At 72.8% G+C, this 18,479-nt stretch carries 18 protein-coding genes; 8 read left to right on the top strand and 10 right to left on the bottom strand.

Translation table 11 applies throughout. From position 1 onward, the window contains the following. Positions 1 to 400: 400 nt before the first annotated feature. Together ACTT8P_RS34545 and ACTT8P_RS34540 are read right to left on the bottom strand one after the other, a co-directional pair. Positions 401 to 1,075, bottom strand: coding sequence for a response regulator transcription factor (locus ACTT8P_RS34545; RefSeq protein WP_361157159.1), 675 nt, complete (start codon positions 1,073 to 1,075; stop codon positions 401 to 403). A gap of 141 nt (positions 1,076 to 1,216) precedes the next feature. Beyond that, positions 1,217 to 3,025 carry an ABC-F family ATP-binding cassette domain-containing protein gene (locus ACTT8P_RS34540; protein WP_442835750.1) on the bottom strand — a complete coding sequence of 603 codons (1,809 nt, stop codon included), beginning with the start codon at positions 3,023 to 3,025 and terminating at the stop codon, positions 1,217 to 1,219. A gap of 143 nt (positions 3,026 to 3,168) precedes the next feature. On the opposite strand from ACTT8P_RS34540, the gene ACTT8P_RS34535 reads away from it, so the two are divergent. Next, positions 3,169 to 3,780 carry a Uma2 family endonuclease gene (locus ACTT8P_RS34535; protein ID WP_442835749.1) on the top strand — a complete coding sequence of 204 codons (612 nt, stop codon included), beginning with the start codon at positions 3,169 to 3,171 and terminating at the stop codon, positions 3,778 to 3,780. 4 nt (positions 3,781 to 3,784) lie between these two features. Here the strand turns inward: ACTT8P_RS34535 and ACTT8P_RS34530 are convergent, their stop codons facing one another. From ACTT8P_RS34530 to rsmI, 5 genes are all read right to left on the bottom strand, one after another. Beyond that, positions 3,785 to 4,678: a 4-(cytidine 5'-diphospho)-2-C-methyl-D-erythritol kinase gene (locus ACTT8P_RS34530; protein ID WP_442835748.1), complete on the bottom strand. Its 894-nt coding sequence runs from the start codon at positions 4,676 to 4,678 to the stop codon at positions 3,785 to 3,787. A 17-nt stretch (positions 4,679 to 4,695) separates the two neighbouring features. Next, positions 4,696 to 5,559, bottom strand: a complete 864-nt coding sequence (gene rsmA / locus ACTT8P_RS34525) for a 16S rRNA (adenine(1518)-N(6)/adenine(1519)-N(6))-dimethyltransferase RsmA (RefSeq protein WP_442835747.1) — start codon at positions 5,557 to 5,559, stop codon at positions 4,696 to 4,698. A 20-nt stretch (positions 5,560 to 5,579) separates the two neighbouring features. Continuing rightward, entirely contained in the window at positions 5,580 to 6,461 is an 882-nt protein-coding gene (locus ACTT8P_RS34520; RefSeq protein ID WP_442835746.1) for a TatD family hydrolase, read from the bottom strand. Between the two features lie 33 nt (positions 6,462 to 6,494). Further along, positions 6,495 to 6,875: a hypothetical protein gene (locus ACTT8P_RS34515; protein WP_442835745.1), complete on the bottom strand. Its 381-nt coding sequence runs from the start codon at positions 6,873 to 6,875 to the stop codon at positions 6,495 to 6,497. Between the two features lie 169 nt (positions 6,876 to 7,044). Then, complete coding sequence (rsmI, locus tag ACTT8P_RS34510; protein WP_442835744.1) at positions 7,045 to 7,902, bottom strand: 16S rRNA (cytidine(1402)-2'-O)-methyltransferase; 858 nt, start codon at positions 7,900 to 7,902, stop codon at positions 7,045 to 7,047. 61 nt (positions 7,903 to 7,963) lie between these two features. On the opposite strand from rsmI, the gene ACTT8P_RS34505 reads away from it, so the two are divergent. The 3 genes from ACTT8P_RS34505 (at position 7,964) to ACTT8P_RS34495 (ending at position 13,297) form a co-directional block, all read left to right on the top strand. Next, positions 7,964 to 9,736, top strand: coding sequence for a dolichyl-phosphate-mannose--protein mannosyltransferase (locus ACTT8P_RS34505; protein WP_442835743.1), 1,773 nt, complete (start codon positions 7,964 to 7,966; stop codon positions 9,734 to 9,736). Between the two features lie 149 nt (positions 9,737 to 9,885). Further along, positions 9,886 to 11,502 (top strand): penicillin-binding transpeptidase domain-containing protein, encoded by a 1,617-nt coding sequence (locus tag ACTT8P_RS34500; RefSeq protein WP_442835742.1) that lies wholly within the window; start codon positions 9,886 to 9,888, stop codon positions 11,500 to 11,502. A 124-nt stretch (positions 11,503 to 11,626) separates the two neighbouring features. Continuing rightward, positions 11,627 to 13,297 carry a penicillin-binding transpeptidase domain-containing protein gene (locus ACTT8P_RS34495; RefSeq protein WP_442835741.1) on the top strand — a complete coding sequence of 557 codons (1,671 nt, stop codon included), beginning with the start codon at positions 11,627 to 11,629 and terminating at the stop codon, positions 13,295 to 13,297. 4 nt (positions 13,298 to 13,301) lie between these two features. Here ACTT8P_RS34495 and ACTT8P_RS34490 read toward each other — a convergent pair whose 3' ends face one another. Then, positions 13,302 to 13,649, bottom strand: coding sequence for an SsgA family sporulation/cell division regulator (locus ACTT8P_RS34490; RefSeq protein ID WP_442835740.1), 348 nt, complete (start codon positions 13,647 to 13,649; stop codon positions 13,302 to 13,304). Positions 13,650 to 13,765: 116 nt separating this feature from the next. On the opposite strand from ACTT8P_RS34490, the gene ACTT8P_RS34485 reads away from it, so the two are divergent. Genes ACTT8P_RS34485 through ACTT8P_RS34470 form a run of 4 tightly spaced genes read left to right on the top strand, consistent with a single transcriptional unit; the run spans position 13,766 to position 17,505 of the window. Then, on the top strand, positions 13,766 to 14,812 hold the full coding sequence (locus ACTT8P_RS34485; RefSeq protein ID WP_442835739.1) for an energy-coupling factor ABC transporter permease: 1,047 nt from the start codon (positions 13,766 to 13,768) through the stop codon (positions 14,810 to 14,812). Between the two features lies 1 nt (position 14,813). Continuing rightward, positions 14,814 to 15,575 carry a cobalt ECF transporter T component CbiQ gene (cbiQ, locus tag ACTT8P_RS34480; RefSeq protein WP_442835738.1) on the top strand — a complete coding sequence of 254 codons (762 nt, stop codon included), beginning with the start codon at positions 14,814 to 14,816 and terminating at the stop codon, positions 15,573 to 15,575. Then, positions 15,563 to 16,321 (top strand): energy-coupling factor ABC transporter ATP-binding protein, encoded by a 759-nt coding sequence (locus tag ACTT8P_RS34475; RefSeq protein ID WP_442835737.1) that lies wholly within the window; start codon positions 15,563 to 15,565, stop codon positions 16,319 to 16,321. The genes cbiQ and ACTT8P_RS34475 overlap by 13 nt, the downstream gene beginning before the upstream one ends. Further along, positions 16,318 to 17,505: a serine hydrolase domain-containing protein gene (locus tag ACTT8P_RS34470; RefSeq protein WP_442835736.1), complete on the top strand. Its 1,188-nt coding sequence runs from the start codon at positions 16,318 to 16,320 to the stop codon at positions 17,503 to 17,505. The genes ACTT8P_RS34475 and ACTT8P_RS34470 overlap by 4 nt, the downstream gene beginning before the upstream one ends. A gap of 27 nt (positions 17,506 to 17,532) precedes the next feature. Here ACTT8P_RS34470 and ACTT8P_RS34465 read toward each other — a convergent pair whose 3' ends face one another. Both ACTT8P_RS34465 and ACTT8P_RS34460 read right to left on the bottom strand, forming a co-directional pair. After that, positions 17,533 to 17,808: a DUF1876 domain-containing protein gene (locus ACTT8P_RS34465; RefSeq protein ID WP_442835735.1), complete on the bottom strand. Its 276-nt coding sequence runs from the start codon at positions 17,806 to 17,808 to the stop codon at positions 17,533 to 17,535. Positions 17,809 to 17,856: 48 nt separating this feature from the next. After that, complete coding sequence (locus ACTT8P_RS34460) at positions 17,857 to 18,363, bottom strand: YbaK/EbsC family protein (RefSeq protein WP_442835734.1); 507 nt, start codon at positions 18,361 to 18,363, stop codon at positions 17,857 to 17,859. Positions 18,364 to 18,479: the final 116 nt, after the last annotated feature.

Genomic DNA, 18,479 nt, shown 5'->3' with positions numbered 1-18,479 from the left:
GCCGGGGCGCGCCGCGACCCGGCGCTGCCCGGGTGCCGCCGCGCCCACCCGTGCCGCCCTGGGGGTACCTCCCAGGCCGTTCAGGCACTGGGGGAGGCAACGACTGCCCGCGGTTGTGCGGCTGCGCGCCGCCCGCGGGCACGCGGCCACACGGTGGCGCGGGTACGCGGCCACGCGGCCGCGACGCGCCGTACCCGCACTCGCCCGCGGCGGGAAGGGGACGGGGTGGGGGGTGTTCGCCCGCAGCGGTTGGCGCGTCGACCCGGTTCACCCCCGTAGAAGACCGATTCCGCGCCGTTCCGAGGACGGACACCCCCCACCCCGGCCCCGACCCACAACCCACCAGTGGGCGCTACGCGCACCCCCACCCCACCCGCGCAGGCCGCCGCAGGCGCCCCGCTCAACCGCCGGAGGCCCCCGCCCGGTCGAGCAACCCGGTCCGGGCCGCCAGCGCAGCCGCCTCAAGCCTCGAGCCGACCCCGAGTTTCATCAGCACCCGCTGCACATGGGTGCGCGCGGTGGACGGCGCGATCCCCATGCCCGCCGCGATCAGCCGGGTGTCCTCACCCTCCGCGACCCGCATCAGCACTTCCAGCTCCCGGGGCGTCAGCAGCTGAAGCAGCCGCTGCCCCTCGTCATCGGGCTGCGCGGCGGGATTCAGCAGTTCGGCGAAGGCCCCCTGGAGCAGCGCCGGCGCCACCGCCGCCTCCCCGGCCCGCGCCTTCATGATCGCCCGCTCGACGCCCTCTATCCGCTCGTCGTGCCGGACATACCCCGACGCCCCCGACGCGAACGCCGCGGCGATGCCCCGCGGGCTCGGCACCGGCCCCAGCACCAGCACCGCCACCTGCGGCCGGTCCCGCTTGATCCGTACCACCGGGTCGAAGATCCCCGGCTCGGCCGGCGTCGCCGTCCCCATCAGGCAGACCTCCGGCGCCCGGCTGATCACCAGCTCCGCCGCCCCCGCGGCCGGAGCCGCCGCGGCCAGCACCCGGTGCCCCCGCAGCTTCAACGCCGAGGCCAGCGCCTCGGCGAGCAATCGGTGGTCGTCGACCACCATCAGCCGCACTCCCACTGCCACCCCCCAGTCCCGCCCCACAGTCCCCCGGCACGTCCCCCGACCTGCCCCCGGAAGCTACACGCTTGTTCGACATCGCGCTCCCCCTACCGGTGAGAACTGCCCCGGATCACCGAAATTCCTCGCATTACGACCGGGTCAGGCGTCCTCCGCCAGTTCCAGCCAGCGCAGTTCCAGTTCGTCGCGCTGCCCGGACAGCTCCCGCAGTTCGGCGTCCAGCTCGGCCACCTTCGCGAAGTCCGTCGCGTGCTCCGCGATCCGCGCGTGCAGCTTGCTCTCCTTCTCGGAGATCTTGTCCAACTGCCGCTCGATCTTCTGGAGTTCCTTCTTCGCGGCCCGCTGGTCGGCGGCCGTCTTCTCGCCGCCCTTGTCCACCACCGCGGCGGGCGCGGCCGACACCGCCGCCGCCTCCTCCATCCGCTGCCGCCGCTCCAGGTACTCGTCGATCCCGCGCGGCAGCATCCGCAGCGCACCGTCCCCGAGCAGCGCGAACACCCGGTCGGTGGTCCGCTCCACGAAGAACCGGTCGTGGGAGATGACGATCATCGATCCGGGCCAGCCGTCGAGCAGATCCTCCAGCTGGGTCAGCGTCTCGATGTCGAGGTCGTTCGTCGGCTCGTCGAGGAAGAGCACATTCGGCTCGTCCATCAGCAGCCGCAGGATCTGCAGCCGCCGCCGCTCCCCGCCCGACAGATCACCGACCGGCGTCCACTGCTTCTCCTTGCCGAACCCGAACGTCTCGCACAGCTGCCCGGCGGTCATCTCCCGCCCCTTGCCCAGGTCGACCCGCTCCCGGACCGCCTGCACGGCTTCCAGTACCCGCCAGTCGGGGTCCAGCTCGGCGACCTCCTGCGACAGATAGGCCAGCTTCACCGTCCGGCCGACCTTGACCCGGCCACCGGCCGGCTGCCGCTCGCCGTCGCTGTACGCGGCCTCGGCCAGCGCCCGCAGCAGCGAGGTCTTGCCCGCGCCGTTGACCCCGACCAGGCCGACCCGGTCGCCCGGCCCGAGCTGCCAGGTCAGGTGCTTCAGCAGCACCTTCGGCCCGGCCTGCACCGTCACGTCCTCCAGGTCGAAGACCGTCTTGCCGAGCCGCGACGACGCGAACTTCATCAGCTCGCTGCTGTCCCGGGGCGGCGGCACGTCCGCGATCAGCTCGTTGGCGGCCTCCACCCGGAACCGCGGCTTCGAGGTCCGCGCGGGCGCGCCGCGGCGCAGCCAGGCCAGTTCCTTGCGGACCAGGTTCTGCCGCTTGACCTCCTCGGTCGCGGCGATCCGCTCCCGCTCGGCCCGCGCGAAGACGTAGTCCGAGTAGCCGCCCTCGTACTCGTAGACGTCCCCGCGCTGCACGTCCCACATCCGGGTGCAGACCTGGTCGAGGAACCACCGGTCGTGGGTGACGCAGACCAGCGCGGACCGGCGCTCCCGCAGATGCCGGGCCAGCCACGCGATGCCCTCGACGTCGAGGTGGTTGGTGGGCTCGTCGAGCACCACCAGGTCCGGTTCCTCGATGAGCAGCTTGGCCAGCGCGATCCGTCGCCGCTCGCCGCCCGACAGCGGCCCGATGACGGTGTCCAGGCCCTGCGGGAACCCCGGCAGGTCCAGCCCTCCGAACAGCCCGGTCAGTACGTCGCGGATCTTCGCGTTGCCCGCCCACTCGTGGTCGGCGAGGTCGCCGATGACCTCGTGCCGCACGGTGGCGGCGGGGTCGAGGGAGTCGTGCTGGGTCAGCACCCCGAGCCGCAGCCCGCCGGAGTGGGTGACCCGCCCGGTGTCGGCCTCCTCCAGCTTGGCGAGCATCCGGATCAGCGTGGTCTTGCCGTCCCCGTTGCGGCCCACGACGCCGATGCGGTCCCCCTCGGAGACACCGAGGGACACCCCGTCCAGCAGGGCACGGGTGCCGTACACCTTGCTGACGTTCTCGACATTGACCAGGTTGACGGCCATTTCTCTCCTGACTGGGGGACGATCAGCCTTCAAGCGTAGGCCCTCCGGGGGGCGCGGTAACACGGACAAGATTCGTCACTCTTTGTGGTGACGCATGTCAGATCGCCCCGCTACCGTGGAGGGCGGGCAGCAGGATCCCGTCCATGGGAGGAACCATGACCGCCGAGTCCGTAGAGCACCGCCGTCACCAGCGCTGGCCGGTGCCGCCGCAGGACGGATACACCGTGGACGACCTGTTCACGCTGCCGGATCTCCCGCCGCACACCGAGCTGATCGACGGGAGCCTGATTTTCGTGAGTCCACAGCGGGATTTCCACAGCATCGTCATCGACCTGTTGGTGAATGGCCTGCGGAGCACAGCGCCGGCCGTGCTCAGGGTTCGCCGGGAGATGACCATCGTCCTCGACCAGCGCAACGGCCCCGAACCCGACGTGAGCGTCATCCGTGCCGAAGCGATCACCGGTCCGGACCAGACCAGCTACCGGGCCCAGGACGTCCTGCTCGCCATCGAAGTCGTCTCCCCCGACTCCGAGTCCCGCGACCGCACCACCAAGCCCCACAAGTACGCCGCCGCCGGCATCCCGCACTTCTGGCGGGTGGAGCAGGGCGGCACGGAGGGCAAGCCCGTCATCCACGTCTACGAACGCGACCCGATGACCAACGCATACGTCCACATGGGCATGCACCGCGACCGCATCAAGGTCGACAAGCCCTACACCATCGACATCGACCTGGCCGCCATCGACCAGCTCTGAATCCTCACACCACCACCGCCCCCACCGCCGGCCCCTCCGTCACCCGCACCGCCCCGCAGGTGCCGGAGGCCCGCAGCACCCCGGCGACGACGACCGCCGCGTCCGCGTCGCCCGCGAGGAACGCCGTCGTCGGACCCGAGCCGGAGACGATCGCCGCCAGCGCCCCCGCCGCCCGCCCCGCGGCGAGCGTGTCCGCCAGCTCCGGGAACAGGGACAGCGCGGCGGGCTGCAAGTCATTGGACACGGCCACCGCCAGCGCACCGGGATCCCCGCTCGCCAGCGCGTCCAGCACCGCCTGCGAGGCCACCGGATCGGGGATGCCGGCCCCCTCCCCCAGCCGGTCGAACTCCCGGAACACCGCCGGCGTCGACAGCCCCCGCTCGGCCATCGCGAACACCCAGTGGAAGGTGCCGCCCACCTTCAGCTCGGTCAGCCGCTCGCCCCGCCCGGTGCCCAGCGCCGCCCCGCCGACCAGGCTGAACGGCACGTCACTGCCCAGCTCGGCGCAGATGTCCAGCAGTTCGGCACGGGACGCGCCCGTCCCCCACAGCGCGTCGCAGGCGACCAGGGCCGCCGCGCCGTCCGCGCTGCCGCCCGCCATGCCGCCGGCCACGGGGATGTCCTTGTCGATGTGAACATGCACGTCCGGGGCGAGGCCGTACCGCTCGGCGAGCGCCACCGCCGCCCGGGCGGCCAGGTTGGTGCGGTCCAGCGGCACCTGGTCCGCGCCCGGCCCCGCGCAGGTGATCCGCAGCGTCTCGGCCGGGGACGCGGTGACCTCGTCGTAGAGGCCGACCGCGAGGAAGACGTTGGCCAGGTCGTGGAAGCCGTCGGGGCGGGCCGGGCCCACCGCGAGCTGGACGTTGACCTTGGCGGGGACACGTACCGTCACGCTCACGTTGCTGTCACTCTCCGTCAGTGTTTGTGCTCGGCGATCCGCGCGAACTCTGCCACGGTCAGGGACTCCCCGCGGGCCTGCGGCGACACCCCCGCGGCGACCAGCGCCGCCTCGGCGGCCGCGGCCGACCCCGCCCACCCGGACAGCGCGGCCCGCAGGGTCTTGCGGCGCTGGGCGAAGGCGGCGTCGACGACGGCGAACACCTCCAGCCGGGAGGCGGTGGTCTTCGGCGGCTCGGCGCGCCGCACCAGTGAGACGAGTCCGCTGTCCACGTTCGGGGCCGGCCAGAAGACGTTCCGGCCGATCGAGCCGGCCCGTCTGACCTCGGCGTACCAGTTGGCCTTCACGGACGGCACGCCGTACACCTTGGAGCCCGGCCCGGCGGCCAGCCGGTCGGCGACCTCCGCCTGGACCATGACCAGGGTGCGTTCGATGCTCGGGAAGGTCTCCAGCATGTGCAGGAGGACGGGGACGGCCACGTTGTACGGCAGGTTGGCGACGAGCGCGGTCGGGGCGGGTCCCGGCAGCTCGCGCACCCGCATGGCGTCGGCGTGCACCAGCGCGAACCGGTCGGCGCGGGCCGGCATCCGCGCCGTGACGGTGGCCGGAAGGGCCGCGGCCAGTACGTCGTCGATCTCGACGGCGGTGACCCGGTCGGCCGTCTCGAGCAGGGCCAGGGTGAGCGAGCCGAGCCCGGGGCCCACCTCGACCACCACGTCGTCGGGGCGGACGCCGGCGGTGCGGACGATACGGCGGACCGTGTTCGCGTCGATGACGAAGTTCTGGCCGCGCTGCTTGGTGGGGCGGACGCCGAGGGCGGCCGCCAGTTCACGGACGTCGGCGGGGCCCAGCAGGGCGTCGGGCGGGGTGGGGCTGCTCACCCGGCAAGAGTATCCGGGGTTCAGTAGCCGAAGGCCCGCGCCGTGTTCGCGGCGAGCGCGGTCGCCAGCGTGTCCTCGTCGATGCCGCGTACGGCGGCCATCGCGCGGACGGTGACCGGGATCAGGTAGGGGGCGTTGGGGCGGCCCCGGTAGGGCGCGGGGGTCAGGAACGGCGCGTCGGTCTCCACCAGGACCAGGTCCAGCGGGGCCACCGCGAGGGCGTCGCGCAGGTTCTGGGCGTTCTTGAAGGTGACGTTGCCGGCGAAGGACAGGTAGTAGCCGGCCTCGGCGCAGATCTCCGCCATCTCCGCGTCGCCGGAGTAGCAGTGGAAGACGGTCCGCTCGGGGGCGCCCTCCTCCTTCAGCACCCGCAGTACGTCGGCGTGGGCGTCGCGGTCGTGGATGACCAGGGCCTTGCCGTGCCGCTTGGCGATCTCGATGTGGGCGCGGAAGGACCGTTCCTGGGCTTCCTTGCCGTCCTCGCCGGTGCGGAAGTAGTCGAGTCCGGTCTCGCCGACCGCCTTGACGTGGGTGAGCGCGGCCAGCCGGTCGATCTCCGCGAGCGCCTCGTCCAGCGCCGCGTCGCCGCCCGGCTGCCGCGCCCCCTGCCGCGACCCCTCTCCTCCTGGGTCGCCGTGCACGATGCGCGGCGCCTCGTTGGGGTGCAGGGCGACGGCGGCGTGGACGTTCGGGTACGCCGCCGCCGTCTCGGCCGCCCAGCGCGAGCCGGCCAGGTCGCAGCCGACCTGGACGACCGTGGTCACGCCCACCGACGCGGCCTTCGCGAGGCCCTCCTCGACCGTGCCGGACTGCATGTCGAGGTGGGTGTGCGAGTCGGCGACCGGTACCCGCAGGGGGGCGGGGAGCGGGGGCGCCGCGTGCTTGTCGGCGTTCGAAGGCATGCCCCCGATTGTCCCCGATCCGGGAAACGGCGGTCAGCCCGCCTTGTGATGCGTGCGGTACAGGTGCAGCGCGTGCAGCAGGTCGGCCACGTGCCAGTGCCGGTGCTCGGCGGCGGGCTCGGGCGCCTCGACCGGCCCCGCCTGGGCCGGCACCGCCGCGTACGGCCGGTGCGCGGCCGCGTTCCGGGCCGAGGCGACCCGCCCCGGCCGCATGATCCGTACCACGTGCCCGTCGCAGTTGTGGCAGGTGGGCCGGGAGAGCGGGGAGGGCACCGTCCGCCCGTCCGCGACGTACACCACGTAGGGCCGGCCCTGGGTGTCCGTGTGGTGCTCTATCTCGTAGGACTGCTCCCAGCCGCTGCCGCAGCGCATGCAGGCGAAGGAGTACGACTCGTGCACCGTGGTCTCGCTCATACCGACTCCAGAGGTCCGCGAAGGTGGGGCGTGGACGCGTCCCGTGCCTTCAGTGGATGCCCGAATCAGTCCGGAATCACCAGAGCTGTCAAGAGTTGGGGGGCATTTGACGGTCCCTTGCCGTAAGGGGCCGTTCGTTTACTCCCCCATGGGCGTGTGCCCCCAGGGCTCACGCCCCGGCGTTCTTCGCCGCGACCACGGCGTCGAACACCTCGCGTTTCGGTACGCCCGCCGCGGCGGCGACCGCCGCGATGGCCTCCTTGCGCCGCTCCCCCGCCTCCTCGCGCACCCGCACCCGGCGCACCAGTTCCTCGGCGCCGAGCTGTGCGTCGCCCTGGTCGGGGGCGCCCTCGACGACGACGGTGATCTCGCCGCGCACCCCGTCGGCCGCCCACGCCGCCAGTTCGCCGAGCGGGCCGCGCTTGATCTCCTCGTACGTCTTGGTCAGCTCCCGGCAGACGGCGGCGCGCCGGCCGGTGCCGAAGACCTCGGCCATCGCGGCGAGGGTGTCGGCGACCCGGTGCGGGGACTCGAAGTAGACGAGGGTGCGGCGCTCGGCGGCGACCTCGCGCAGCCGGGTGAGCCGTTCGCCGGTCTTGCGCGGCGGGAACCCCTCGAAGCAGAACCGGTCCACCGGCAGCCCGGACAGCGCCAGCGCGGTGAGGACGGCGGACGGCCCGGGTACGGCGGTGACCTTGACGCCCCGCTCGACGGCGGCGGCGACCAGCCGGTACCCGGGGTCGGACACGGACGGCATGCCGGCGTCCGTCACCAGCACCACCCGGGCGCCCCGCACCAGCTCCTCGACCAGCTCCGGCGTGCGCGCGCTCTCGTTGCCCTCGAAGTACGACACCACGCGCCCCTTGGGCGTCACCCCGAGCCCCTGGGTGAGCCGGCGCAGCCGCCGGGTGTCCTCCGCGGCGACGACGTCGGCGGCGGTCAGCTCCTCGGCGAGCCGGGGCGGGGCGTCGGCGAGGTCGCCGATGGGGGTGCCGGCGAGGACGAGGATTCCGGTTGCGACTGTCACGTTTCCATCCTCGCAGGGGCAAGCACGGGACTCGCACAGAGCGGTTCCCTACGATGGCGCGGTGACCAGTACAGCGTCGTCCACGGACTCCGGCTCCACGGACTCCGACTCCACGGACACCCGGCGAGACCATGCCCCGCACGAGAGCCGGCCGGCGTGGCAGCGACGGCTGCGGCGGTTCGGATACGCGGCCCCGGACCGCGGTGACGTCCGCGAACGGCTGGTGCCGCCGTACCGGCGGCCCGGTCCCCGGCTGTGGGCCTTCCTCGGCCTGTCCGGGCCGGTCGCCGACCGGCTGGTGCGCTGGTCGGGCTGGGGCGGGCCGCTGCTGGTCACACTGGTGGCGGGGGTGCTGCGGTTCTGGCACCTGGGCAGCCCGAAGGCGGTGATATTCGACGAGACGTACTACGCCAAGGACGCCTGGGCGCTGATCAACCGCGGCTTCGAGGTCAACTGGGACAAGAACGCCAACGACCTGATCCTGAACTCCGGCGGCGATGTGACCGTCCCCACGGACGCGTCGTACGTCGTGCATCCGCCGGTCGGCAAGTTCGTGATCGGCGTCGGCGAGTGGCTGTTCGGGTTCGATCCGTTCGGCTGGCGGTTCATGACCGCGCTGCTCGGCACGGTCTCGGTGCTGCTGCTGTGCCGGATCGGGCGCCGCCTGTTCCGCTCCACCTTCCTCGGCTGTCTGGCGGGCGCGCTGCTGGCGCTGGACGGTCTCGCCTTCGTGATGAGCCGCACCGCGCTGCTGGACAGCGTGCTGGTCTTCTTCGTGCTGGCCGCGTTCGGCTGCCTGCTCGTCGACCGCGACCGGGCCCGCGCGAAACTCGCCGCCGCGCTGCCGGTGGACGCCGACGGCCTGGTCCGCCCGGACGCGCACGTCGCCGAGACCACCCGGATCGGGTGGCGGCCGTGGCGCTGGGCGGCCGGGCTGATGCTGGGCCTGGCCATCGGCACCAAGTGGAACGGCCTGTACATCCTGGTCGCGTTCTGTGTGATGGCGGTGCTGTGGGACGTGGGCGCCCGCCGGGTGGCCGGTGCGGTGCGCCCCCGGACCGCGGTGCTCAAGTACGACCTGGGCTGGGCGTTCCTCGCCACGGTCCCGGTGGCGATCGTCACGTACCTGGTCTCCTGGACCGGCTGGATCCTCTCCCCGAGCGACGGCACCGGCGGCTACTACCGCAACTGGGCGGCCACCGACGGGAGGAACAGCGACTGGTCCTGGCTGTTCCCGGACTGGTGGCGCAGCCTGTGGCACTACGAGACGCAGGTCTACGAGTTCCACACCCACCTGACCTCGCCGCACACCTACCAGTCCAACCCGTGGAGCTGGCTGGTCCTGGGCCGCCCGGTCTCCTACTTCTACGAGTCGCCGTCCCCCGGCACCGACGGCTGTCCGGCGGACGCGGGCGAGAAGTGCGCCCGCGAGGTGCTGGCGCTGGGCACGCCGGTGCTGTGGTGGCTGGGCTGCTTCGCGCTGCTCTACGTGCTGTGGCGCTGGGCGCTGCGACGGGACTGGCGGGCGGGCGCCATCGCCTGCGGGATCGCGGCCGGGTACCTGCCCTGGTTCATGTACCAGGAGCGCACGATCTTCCTGTTCTACGCCGTCGTCTTCCTGCCGTTCCTGTGTCTGGCGGTGGCGATGCTGCTGGGGGCGGTGATCGGCCGGCCGGGGGCGAGCGACGCGCGGCGGGTGGGCGGCGCGGTGGCGGCCGGGGTGCTGTTCCTCCTGGTGGCGTGGAACTTCATCTACTTCTGGCCGCTCTACACGGGTACGGCGATCCCGATGGAGGACTGGCGGGCCCGGATGTGGCTGGACACGTGGGTGTGACCGGGGGACGGAGATCTCTGTGTCTCCGTTCGGCCACCAAACGGAAACAGCCGTACCGCAAGTCACTTGGGGCACATAGAGTGCCAGTGTGACCACTTTCTGAACGCGTTCAACAGCGCGTCCGGGATTTCGACGGGAGGGGACTGCCGATGGGCAGGGGGATGAAGGCTGCCGTCATCGGCGGGGTGTTCGCCGTGATGGTCGGAGGGGCCGGCTACGGCGCCTTCAATGTCGTGTCGGCGCTGGGCGGCGGCGGGGACGAGGTGAAGACCGGCCCGCCGAGCGGTGACGAGGTCGCGGAGACGACCAAGAAGTTCTTCGCGGCCTGGGCGGACGGCAAGGCCGCGGAGGCCGCGTCGTACACCAACGACGACGCGTCGGCGACCACCCTGCTCACCGCGTACGCCGAGGACGCGCACATCGGCGGCGTCACGATCACCCCCGGCACGGCGACCGGCACGAAGGTGCCGTTCACCGTGAAAGCGAAGGTGTCGTACGAGGGCAGGACGAAGCCGCTGACGTACAAGAGCCAGTTGAGCGTGGTGCGCGGGCAGACCACCGGGAAGGCGCTGGTCGACTGGGAGCCGTCGGTGGTCCATCCGGAGCTGGCCGCCGACGGCGACACACTGGTCACCGCCGAGGCGTCGGCCCCGCCGATCGAGGCCGTGGACCGCGACGGCAAGGTGCTGACCAAGGAGAAGTACCCCTCGCTCGGCCCGGTCCTGGACACGCTGCGGGAGAAGTACGGCGACCAGGCGGGCGGCGAGCCCGGTATCGAGCTGATGGTCCGGCACGCCTCCCAGTCGGTGGCGGACACCCCGCTGGTGACGCTGGCCGAGGGCGAGCCGGGCAAGCTGAAGACGACGCTGAGCGCGGGTGTGCAGGCGGCGGCCGAGAAGGCGGTGGCGGAGTTCGACGAGTCCTCCGTGGTGGCGGTCAGGCCCAGCAGCGGTGAGGTGCTGGCGGTGGCCAATCACCGGGCGGACGGCTTCAACGCGGCCTTCCAGGGCCGGGTCGCGCCCGGCTCCACGATGAAGATCATCACCGCGGCGATGCTCATCGACAACGGCGTGACCTCGATGAACGGCGCCGCGCCCTGCCCCGACCAGGCCATCTGGCAGGGCCAGGTCTTCAAGAACCTCACCGGCATGGAGCCCAACGAGTCCGCCACGCTGGCCAACAGCTTCATGCGGTCCTGCAACACCGCCTTCATCAAGCTGATCGACGAGAAGCCGCTCACCGACTCCTCGCTGATGACGGAGGCCCAGGAGCGGTTCGGCCTGGGCAAGGACAACTGGAAGACCGGCATCGTCTCCTTCGACGGCAGCGTGCCCGCCTCCAGTGGCCCGGACCGGGCGGCGGGCGCCATCGGCCAGGGCCAGGTGCAGATGAACCCGCTCAACATGGCCTCGGTGACGGCGACCGCGGTCACCGGCACGTTCCGCCAGCCCTACCTGGTCTCGCCCGACCTGGACGACCGGGAGCTGGCCACCGCGAAGGGCCTGTCCTCGGACACCTCGTCGCAGATCAAGCAGATGATGCGGCTCACCGCCACGCAGGGCACCGCCGCCGAGGCGATGTCCGGGCTCGGCGGGGACATCGGCGCGAAGACCGGGTCGGCGGAGGTCGACGGGCAGACCGTGTCCAACAGCTGGTTCACCGGCTTCCGCGACGACATCGCGGCGGCGGCCATGACCGAGGAGGGCGGCCACGGCGGCGACGCGGCCGGCCCGATCGTCGCGGACGTGCTGCGGGCCGGCGGCTGAACCGCGGCTGAACTCACCCCCGCGGGGCGGGACCGCGGGGCGGGACCGCGGGGCGCGGGGCGTCGTTGGAAGAGTGTGTGTGCCGTCGTCGCGGACGTGACGGCATCGAGGGAAACGGGAAGCAGTGGGCAACAGAAGGCGTGTCGCCGAGCGACGCAGCAGCAGGCGGCCGGTCGTGATCGGCGGGGTGATCGCCGCGGTCGTCGCCGGGGCCGGGGCCGGCGCCTGGGCGCTGACCGCCGGCGGGACGGCCGCCGGGGACGACGCGCGCACCACGGCGGCCGAGCGGAAGGTGAAGTCGGGCCCGCTGTCGGCCGCCGAGGTCACCTCGACGGCCCGCCGCTTCCTCACCGCCTGGCAGCGGGGCAAGCCGGCCGAGGCGGCCGCCGCCACCGACTCCGCCACCGCCGCCAAGGCGCTGCTCGCCTCCTACGCCAAGGACGCCCACCTGGCGGACGTCACCCTCACCCCGGGCACCCGGACCGGCGCCAAGGTGCCGTTCTCGGTCAAGGCGACGGTGGTCTACGGGGACGTCCGCGAGCCGCTGGCATACGACAGCGCGCTGACCGTCGTACGCCGCGAGGCGGACGGGGAACCCCGGGTCGCCTTCACTCCCGCCGTCGTCCATCCCGACCTCGGCGCGGGCGACAGGCTGGTCACCGGGGAGGCCGGGACGCCGCCGGTGAAGGCGATGGACCGGGACGGCGGCGAGATCACCGCCGCGAAGTACCCGTCGCTGGGCACGGTCCTGGACGGGCTGCGCGAGAAGTACGGCAAGAAGGCCGGCGGCACCGCCGGGATCGAACTGCGGGTGGTGCGCGGCAAGGCGTCGAAGGCGAAGAAGCTCTCCGACAAGACCCTGCTGGAGCTGAGCGAGGGCACGCCGGGCACGGTGGAGACGACTCTCGACCCGGAGCTCCAGGCGCTCGCCGAGGAGCAGGTGGCCGCGACCGAGCAGGCGTCGGTGGTGCTGACCCGCGCCTCCACCGGTGAGATCCTCGCGGTCGCCAACAGCGGCCACGGCTTCAACACGGCCTTCCAGGGCTCGCTGGCCCCCGGCTCCACGATGAAGGTCGTCACCTCCTCGCTGCTGATCGAGAAGGGCCTGGCGTCGGCCGACAAGGCGCACCCCTGCCCGAAGTACTTCACCTACGGCGGCTGGAAGTTCCAGAACGACGACAAGTTCTCCATCAAGGGCGGCACCTTCAAGGCGAGCTTCGCCCGCTCCTGCAACACCGCCTTCATCAGCCAGGCCGGCAAGCTGTCCGACGACGACCTGACCCGGCAGGCCCAGGAGGTCTTCGGCCTCGGCCTGAACAACTGGGCGATCGGGGTGTCGTCCTTCGACGGCGCGGTCCCGGTGCAGAGCGACGCGCAGAAGGCGGCCTCGCTGATCGGACAGGGCGGGGTGCGGATGAACCCGCTGAACATGGCGTCGGTGGCGGCGACGGTGAAGACCGGCACCTTCCACCAGCCGTACCTGGTGGCCCCCTCGGTGGACGACCGGGAACTGGCCACCGCCGCCCGCACCATGTCCGCCGGCACCCTGGCCCAGCTGCGCGAGCTGATGGCCTACACGGCCGACTACGGCACGGCGGCGGAGGCGATGGCCGGGGTCGGCGGGGACGCCGGCGCGAAGACCGGGTCGGCGGAGGTCGACGGGCAGAAGAAGCCGAACGGCTGGTTCACCGCGTACGCGGACGACCTGGCCGCGGCGGGCGTGGTGCGGGCCGGCGGACACGGCGGCGACACGGCGGGCCCGATCGTGGCGGCGCTGCTGAAGGCGGGCGGCTGACGGTTCAGCGCGGGACGGGTTCGGCGACCGCCGCGTAGGTCCTCTTGAGGAACCGCAGCAGGTCGCCCGCGTCGAACTGGACCACCGAGCAGCCGCCCTGCCCCGGGTGGAACTCCACCACGGCCCGCACCCGTCCGCACGGCCACACCCGCACCTCACCGGTGCCGGCCGGCGCCCGCAGCCCCCGCTCCAGCAGTTCGCGGGCGAAGGTGAAGTACCGCGGGCCGGGCAGCCCGATCCGTACCGACCGGGGGTCGTCCTCGGGGTCGTAGCGGAGCACCACCGGTATGCACCGGCCGTCGTCCACGTCGGTGAGGACCTGGACCCGCGCGTACTGCTCGACCACCGACATCGACCGGCTCCTTCACCTCGACCCTTGTCCCAATGTCCCATATTTCACGATTGATGCCCTCGGAGCGTTCACCTCGCTCTTGCGCAGAGGTTGCAACTACTCCGTATCATCGACTGGTGCACGTACCTGACGGATTCATCAACGCCCCGACCTCCGCGGTCACCGGTGTCGTCGCCGCCGGCGCCGTAGCGCTCAGCCTGCGCGGCGCGCGCAAGGAACTGGACGAACGGACCGCGCCGCTGGCCGGCCTGGTCGCGGCGTTCATCTTCGCCGTGCAGATGCTGAACTTCCCGGTCGCGGCCGGAACCAGCGGACACCTGCTCGGCGGCGCGCTGGCGGCGATACTCGTCGGCCCTTATACCGGGGTCCTCTGCGTCTCCGTGGTCCTGCTCATGCAGGGCATCCTGTTCGCGGACGGCGGTCTGACCGCGCTCGGCGTCAACATCACCGACATGGCGATCGTCACCACGGTCGTCGCCTACGCCGTCTTCCGGGGCCTGGTGAAGGTGCTGCCGCGCACCCGCCGCTCGGTGACCGTCGCCTCGTTCCTCGCCGCGCTGCTCTCCGTCCCGGCCGCCGCCGTCGCCTTCACCCTCATCTACTGGGTCGGCGGCACCACCGACGTCTCCATCGGCAAGGTCGCCACCGCCATGATCGGCGTGCACGTGCTGATCGGCATCGGCGAGGCCGTGATCACCGCGCTCACCGTCGGCGCCGTCATCGCCGTCCGCCCGGACCTGGTGTACGGCGCGCGGGGCCTGACGCAGCAGCTCAAGCTGCGGGTGGGCGGCGAACTCGTCGACGCGCCCGCCGCCGGGCCGGCCCCGGTGGCGGCCCGGCGCTCGCACCGCAAGGTGTGGCTCACCGGCCTGGCCCTCTCCGTGGTCCTCGCCGGTTTCGTCAGCTTCTACGCCTCCGCCAGCCCCGACGGCCTGGAGAAGGTCGCCGCCGACAAGGGCATCGACGCCAAGGCCGAGGAGCACGCCGCCGCCGACTCGCCGCTCGCCGACTACGGCGTCAAGGACATCACCGACGCCCGGCTCTCCGGCGGCCTCGCCGGCGTGATCGGCGTGGGCGTCACGGTCGTCGCGGGCAGCGCGGTGTTCTGGACACTGCGCCGGCGCCGCACCGCCGACGCCGCCGCGACCAGCACGAGCGTCTGACATGGGCGCCGGACACGCCCATCGCCTCTACCGGCACGGGCACTCCCCCGTGCACGGGCTGCCCCCGCACACCAAGCTCGCCGCGACCTTCGCCTTCGTCGTGGTCGTGGTGTCCACCCCGCGCGAGGCGATGTGGGCCTTCGCCCTCTACGCGCTGCTGCTCGCCTCGGTCGCCCACGCGGCCCGCGTGCCGCCCGCCTTCCTGCTCAAACGCCTGCTGATCGAGGTGCCGTTCGTCGCGTTCGCGGTGCTGATGCCGTTCGTGGCCGAGGGAGACCGGGTGCACGTACTGGGCCTGTCGCTGAGCGTGAACGGCCTGTGGGGCGCCTGGAACGTGCTGGCCAAGGGCACCCTGGGGGTCGCCGCCTCGGTGCTGCTGGCCGCCACCACCGAACTGCGCGAACTCCTCCTCGGCCTGCAGCGCCTCAAGCTCCCGCCGCTCCTGGTCCAGATCGCGTCCTTCATGATCCGCTACGGCGATGTCATCACGGACGAGATGCGGCGGATGCGGATCGCCCGGGAGTCGCGCGGCTTCGAGGCCAGCGGCGTACGGCACTGGGGGGTGCTGGCGAAATCCGCCGGGGCGCTGTTCATCCGCTCCTACGAACGCGGCGAACGCGTCCATCTGGCGATGGTCAGCCGCGGCTACGCCGGTTCGATGCCGGTCATCGACGAGGTGACCGCGTCCCGGGCCCAGTGGTCGTACGCACTGGCCCTCCCGTGTGCCGCGCTGCTGGTCTGTCTGCTGGGATGGACCCTGTGACGACTGCTTCCCTGGAGGTCTCCGGCCTCGCCTTCGCCTACCCCGACGGGCATCAGGCCCTGTTCGGCGTGGACTTCTCGATCGCGCGCGGTGAACGCGTCGCCCTGCTCGGCCCGAACGGCGCCGGCAAGACGACCCTCGTACTGCACCTCAACGGCATCCTGACCGGCGGCGCGGGCACGGTGACGGTCGCCGGGCAGCCGGTGGACAAACGGCACATGGCCGAGATCCGGCGCCGGGTCGGCATCGTCTTCCAGGACCCCGACGACCAGCTCTTCATGCCGACGGTCCGGGAGGACGTGGCGTTCGGACCGGCGGCGGCCGGACTGAAGGGGGCCGCGCTGGAGGAACGGGTGGACCGGGCCCTGGCCCAGGTCGGCATGGCCGGCTTCCAGAACCGTCCCCCGCACCACCTCTCCTTCGGGCAGCGCCGCCGGGTCGCGGTGGCGACGGTCCTCGCGATGGAACCGGAGATCCTGGTCCTGGACGAGCCGTCCTCCAACCTGGACCCGGCCGCCCGCCGCGAACTCGCCGACATCCTGCTCTCGCTCGACGTCACGGTCCTGATGGTCACCCACGACCTGCCCTACGCCCTTCAGCTCTGCCCCCGCGCCCTGATCCTCAGCGACGGGGTGATCGCGGCCGACGGCCCGACCGCCGACCTGCTCGCCGATGACGCCCTGATGCGCGCCCACCGCCTCGAACTGCCCTTCGGGTTCGACCCGCGCTCGGTGCCGACGGCATGACGGCGGACGTGCGCATAGAGGGCAGCGTGGCCGAGGGCTTCGAACCGGTCCGGGCCGCGTTCGTACGCAATTTCGAGACGCGCGGCGACCGGGGCGCCGCCGTCGCCGTCTACCGCGACGGCCACAAGGTCGTCGACCTGTGGGCCGGCACCCGGGACATCGACGGCACCGAGCCCTGGCGGCGCGGCACCGCCCAGGTGGTCCGGTCCGCCACCAAGGGCGTCGCCGCCGCCGTACCGCTGCTGCTGCATCAGCGCGGGGACCTGGACCTGGACGCGCCGGTGGCCGCGTACTGGCCGGAGTTCAAGGCGCACGGCAAGGAACGGCTGCTGGTCCGGCACGTCCTGAACCACCGGTCCGGCCTCCCCCTCCTCGACCGTCCGCTGACTCCCGACGAGGCCCTGGACCCGCTGCGCGGGCCGGCGGCGGTCGCCGCCCAGGCCCCCGTCTGGGAGCCGGGCACCGACCACGGCTACCACGCGCTGACCTACGGCTGGCTGCTGGACGGCCTGGTCCGCCGGGTGACCGGCCGCGGCACCGGCGAGTGGATCGCGGCCGAGCTGGCCCGCCCGCTCGGCCTCGACCTGTGGCTCGGCCTCCCGGCGGCCGAGGAGGCGGCCGCCCGCGCGGGCCGCGTGGGACGCCTCGACGACCCGGAACCCCCCGCCGGCGGGCTGCGGATGCGCCCGAAGCGCTCCGTCACCGCCGCCTACGACGATCCGGGCTCCGTCACCCGCCGGGCTTTCGGCGCGATCACGCCGTTCCCCGACCAGAACGACCCCGCGTACCGGGCGGCGGCGCTGCCCGCCACCAACGGCATCGCCACCGCCGACGCACTGGCCCGCTTCTACGCGGCGCTGACCGGCGAGGTCGACGGCGTCCGGCTGTTCGACCCGGCGACGACGGCGGTGGCCCGCACCGAGGAGTCGGCCGGCCCCGACCGGGTCCTGGTCGTCGGCACCCGCTTCGGCCTGGGCTACATGCTGCACGGCGGCGCGGCGCCGCTGCTGTCCCCCGGCTCCTTCGGCCACCCGGGCCGCGGCGGCGCCCTCGGCTTCGCCGACCCGGAGTCGGGCATCGCCTTCGGCTACGTCACCAACGGCTTCCGCGGGACGGTGACGGCGGACCCGCGGGCGCAGGCGCTGATCCGGGCGGTACGGGCGGCACTGTCCGGCCGGGGATAGCCCACACGTGGGTCTCCTGCGTGGGTCTCATACGTGGATGGGGTGCGACTCCCTCCCCGACGCCTCGTCGATCTCCTTGTGCGCCTTGTCGAGCAGCCGCATCGCCAGCTCGTTCAGCGCCCGTGCCCCGGCGACCTCCTCGCCGACGCGCGGCTGCCGGCTGTCGGCGCGGTGCCGGCTGGCGTGCCCGTGCGCCCGTAGCTCCGTACCGTCGGCGGTCCGCACCAGCGCGACCGCCCGGGTGTGCGTGTCGTCCTCCGTGAACTCGACCTCGACGTGCCATCCGACCGGTGTGTGCGTCATGGCTTCACCTCCGTGGGCCCCTTTTCGCCCGCCCCTGTTTCCAGGGTGCTACCGGACGGAGGGTTCGCGCACGTCCACGAGGGTCGCGCCGGCGTGGGCGACGAGGTCCTTCGGGGGCATCGGGAAGACGGTGTACGGGGTGCCGGCGGCGGCCCAGACCAGGTCGTGGGCGAGCAGGGAGCGGTCGGCGAGGACACGGGTGGCGGTGCGGTGCCCGAAGGGCGGGACGCCGCCGATGGCGTACCCGGTGGTCTCCCGTACGACGTCGGCCTTGGCCCGGGTGACCTGGCCGGCGCCGAGTTCCCGCCGGACCAGTTCCACGTCGACGCGGGAGGCGCCGTCCATGAGGACCAGCACCGGTACGCCGTCCGCCGCGAAGATCAGTGACTTGCAGATCTGGCTCAGCTCGCAGCCGATCGCGGCGGCGGCCTCGGCGGCGGTGCGGGTGGCCTCCGGGAAGCGGCGGATCCGCGCGGTGAGGTCGGCCAGGCCGAGGGCGGTGAGGGCTTCGGCGAAGCGGGGGTGGGCGTCGGGGGTGCCGTCGGTCGTCGTCATGGCGGCACGGTAGCGGGCGACGGGCGTGACCGGCGACCACCCCCACGCCCCTCCCTCGTCCCCGGCACGGCGGCACGCGCTCGCGCCTCGCCGGCACGCCACGCCGGTCAAGCGGC

The organism is Streptomyces sp. JW3 (assembly GCF_052216785.1).
Taxonomy (GTDB): Bacteria; Actinomycetota; Actinomycetes; order Streptomycetales; family Streptomycetaceae; genus Streptomyces.
Note: the sequence above shows the minus strand (reverse complement) of the source record. Positions and strands in the feature narration are given on the sequence as shown.

Excerpts from the sequence above, each read along its gene's own strand:
- ACTT8P_RS34540 (WP_442835750.1), bottom strand. The coding sequence starts at position 3,025 with ATGGCCGTCAACCTGGTCAATGTCGAGAACGTCAGCAAGGTGTACGGC.
- ACTT8P_RS34535 (WP_442835749.1), top strand. The coding sequence starts at position 3,169 with ATGGGAGGAACCATGACCGCCGAGTCCGTAGAGCACCGCCGTCACCAG.
- ACTT8P_RS34520 (WP_442835746.1), bottom strand. The coding sequence starts at position 6,461 with ATGCCTTCGAACGCCGACAAGCACGCGGCGCCCCCGCTCCCCGCCCCC.
- ACTT8P_RS34515 (WP_442835745.1), bottom strand. The coding sequence starts at position 6,875 with ATGAGCGAGACCACGGTGCACGAGTCGTACTCCTTCGCCTGCATGCGC.
- ACTT8P_RS34500 (WP_442835742.1), top strand. The coding sequence starts at position 9,886 with ATGGGCAGGGGGATGAAGGCTGCCGTCATCGGCGGGGTGTTCGCCGTG.
- ACTT8P_RS34490 (WP_442835740.1), bottom strand. The coding sequence starts at position 13,649 with ATGTCGGTGGTCGAGCAGTACGCGCGGGTCCAGGTCCTCACCGACGTG.
- cbiQ (WP_442835738.1), top strand. The coding sequence starts at position 14,814 with ATGGGCGCCGGACACGCCCATCGCCTCTACCGGCACGGGCACTCCCCC.
- ACTT8P_RS34475 (WP_442835737.1), top strand. The coding sequence starts at position 15,563 with ATGGACCCTGTGACGACTGCTTCCCTGGAGGTCTCCGGCCTCGCCTTC.
- ACTT8P_RS34470 (WP_442835736.1), top strand. The coding sequence starts at position 16,318 with ATGACGGCGGACGTGCGCATAGAGGGCAGCGTGGCCGAGGGCTTCGAA.
- ACTT8P_RS34465 (WP_442835735.1), bottom strand. The coding sequence starts at position 17,808 with ATGACGCACACACCGGTCGGATGGCACGTCGAGGTCGAGTTCACGGAG.
- ACTT8P_RS34460 (WP_442835734.1), bottom strand. The coding sequence starts at position 18,363 with ATGACGACGACCGACGGCACCCCCGACGCCCACCCCCGCTTCGCCGAA.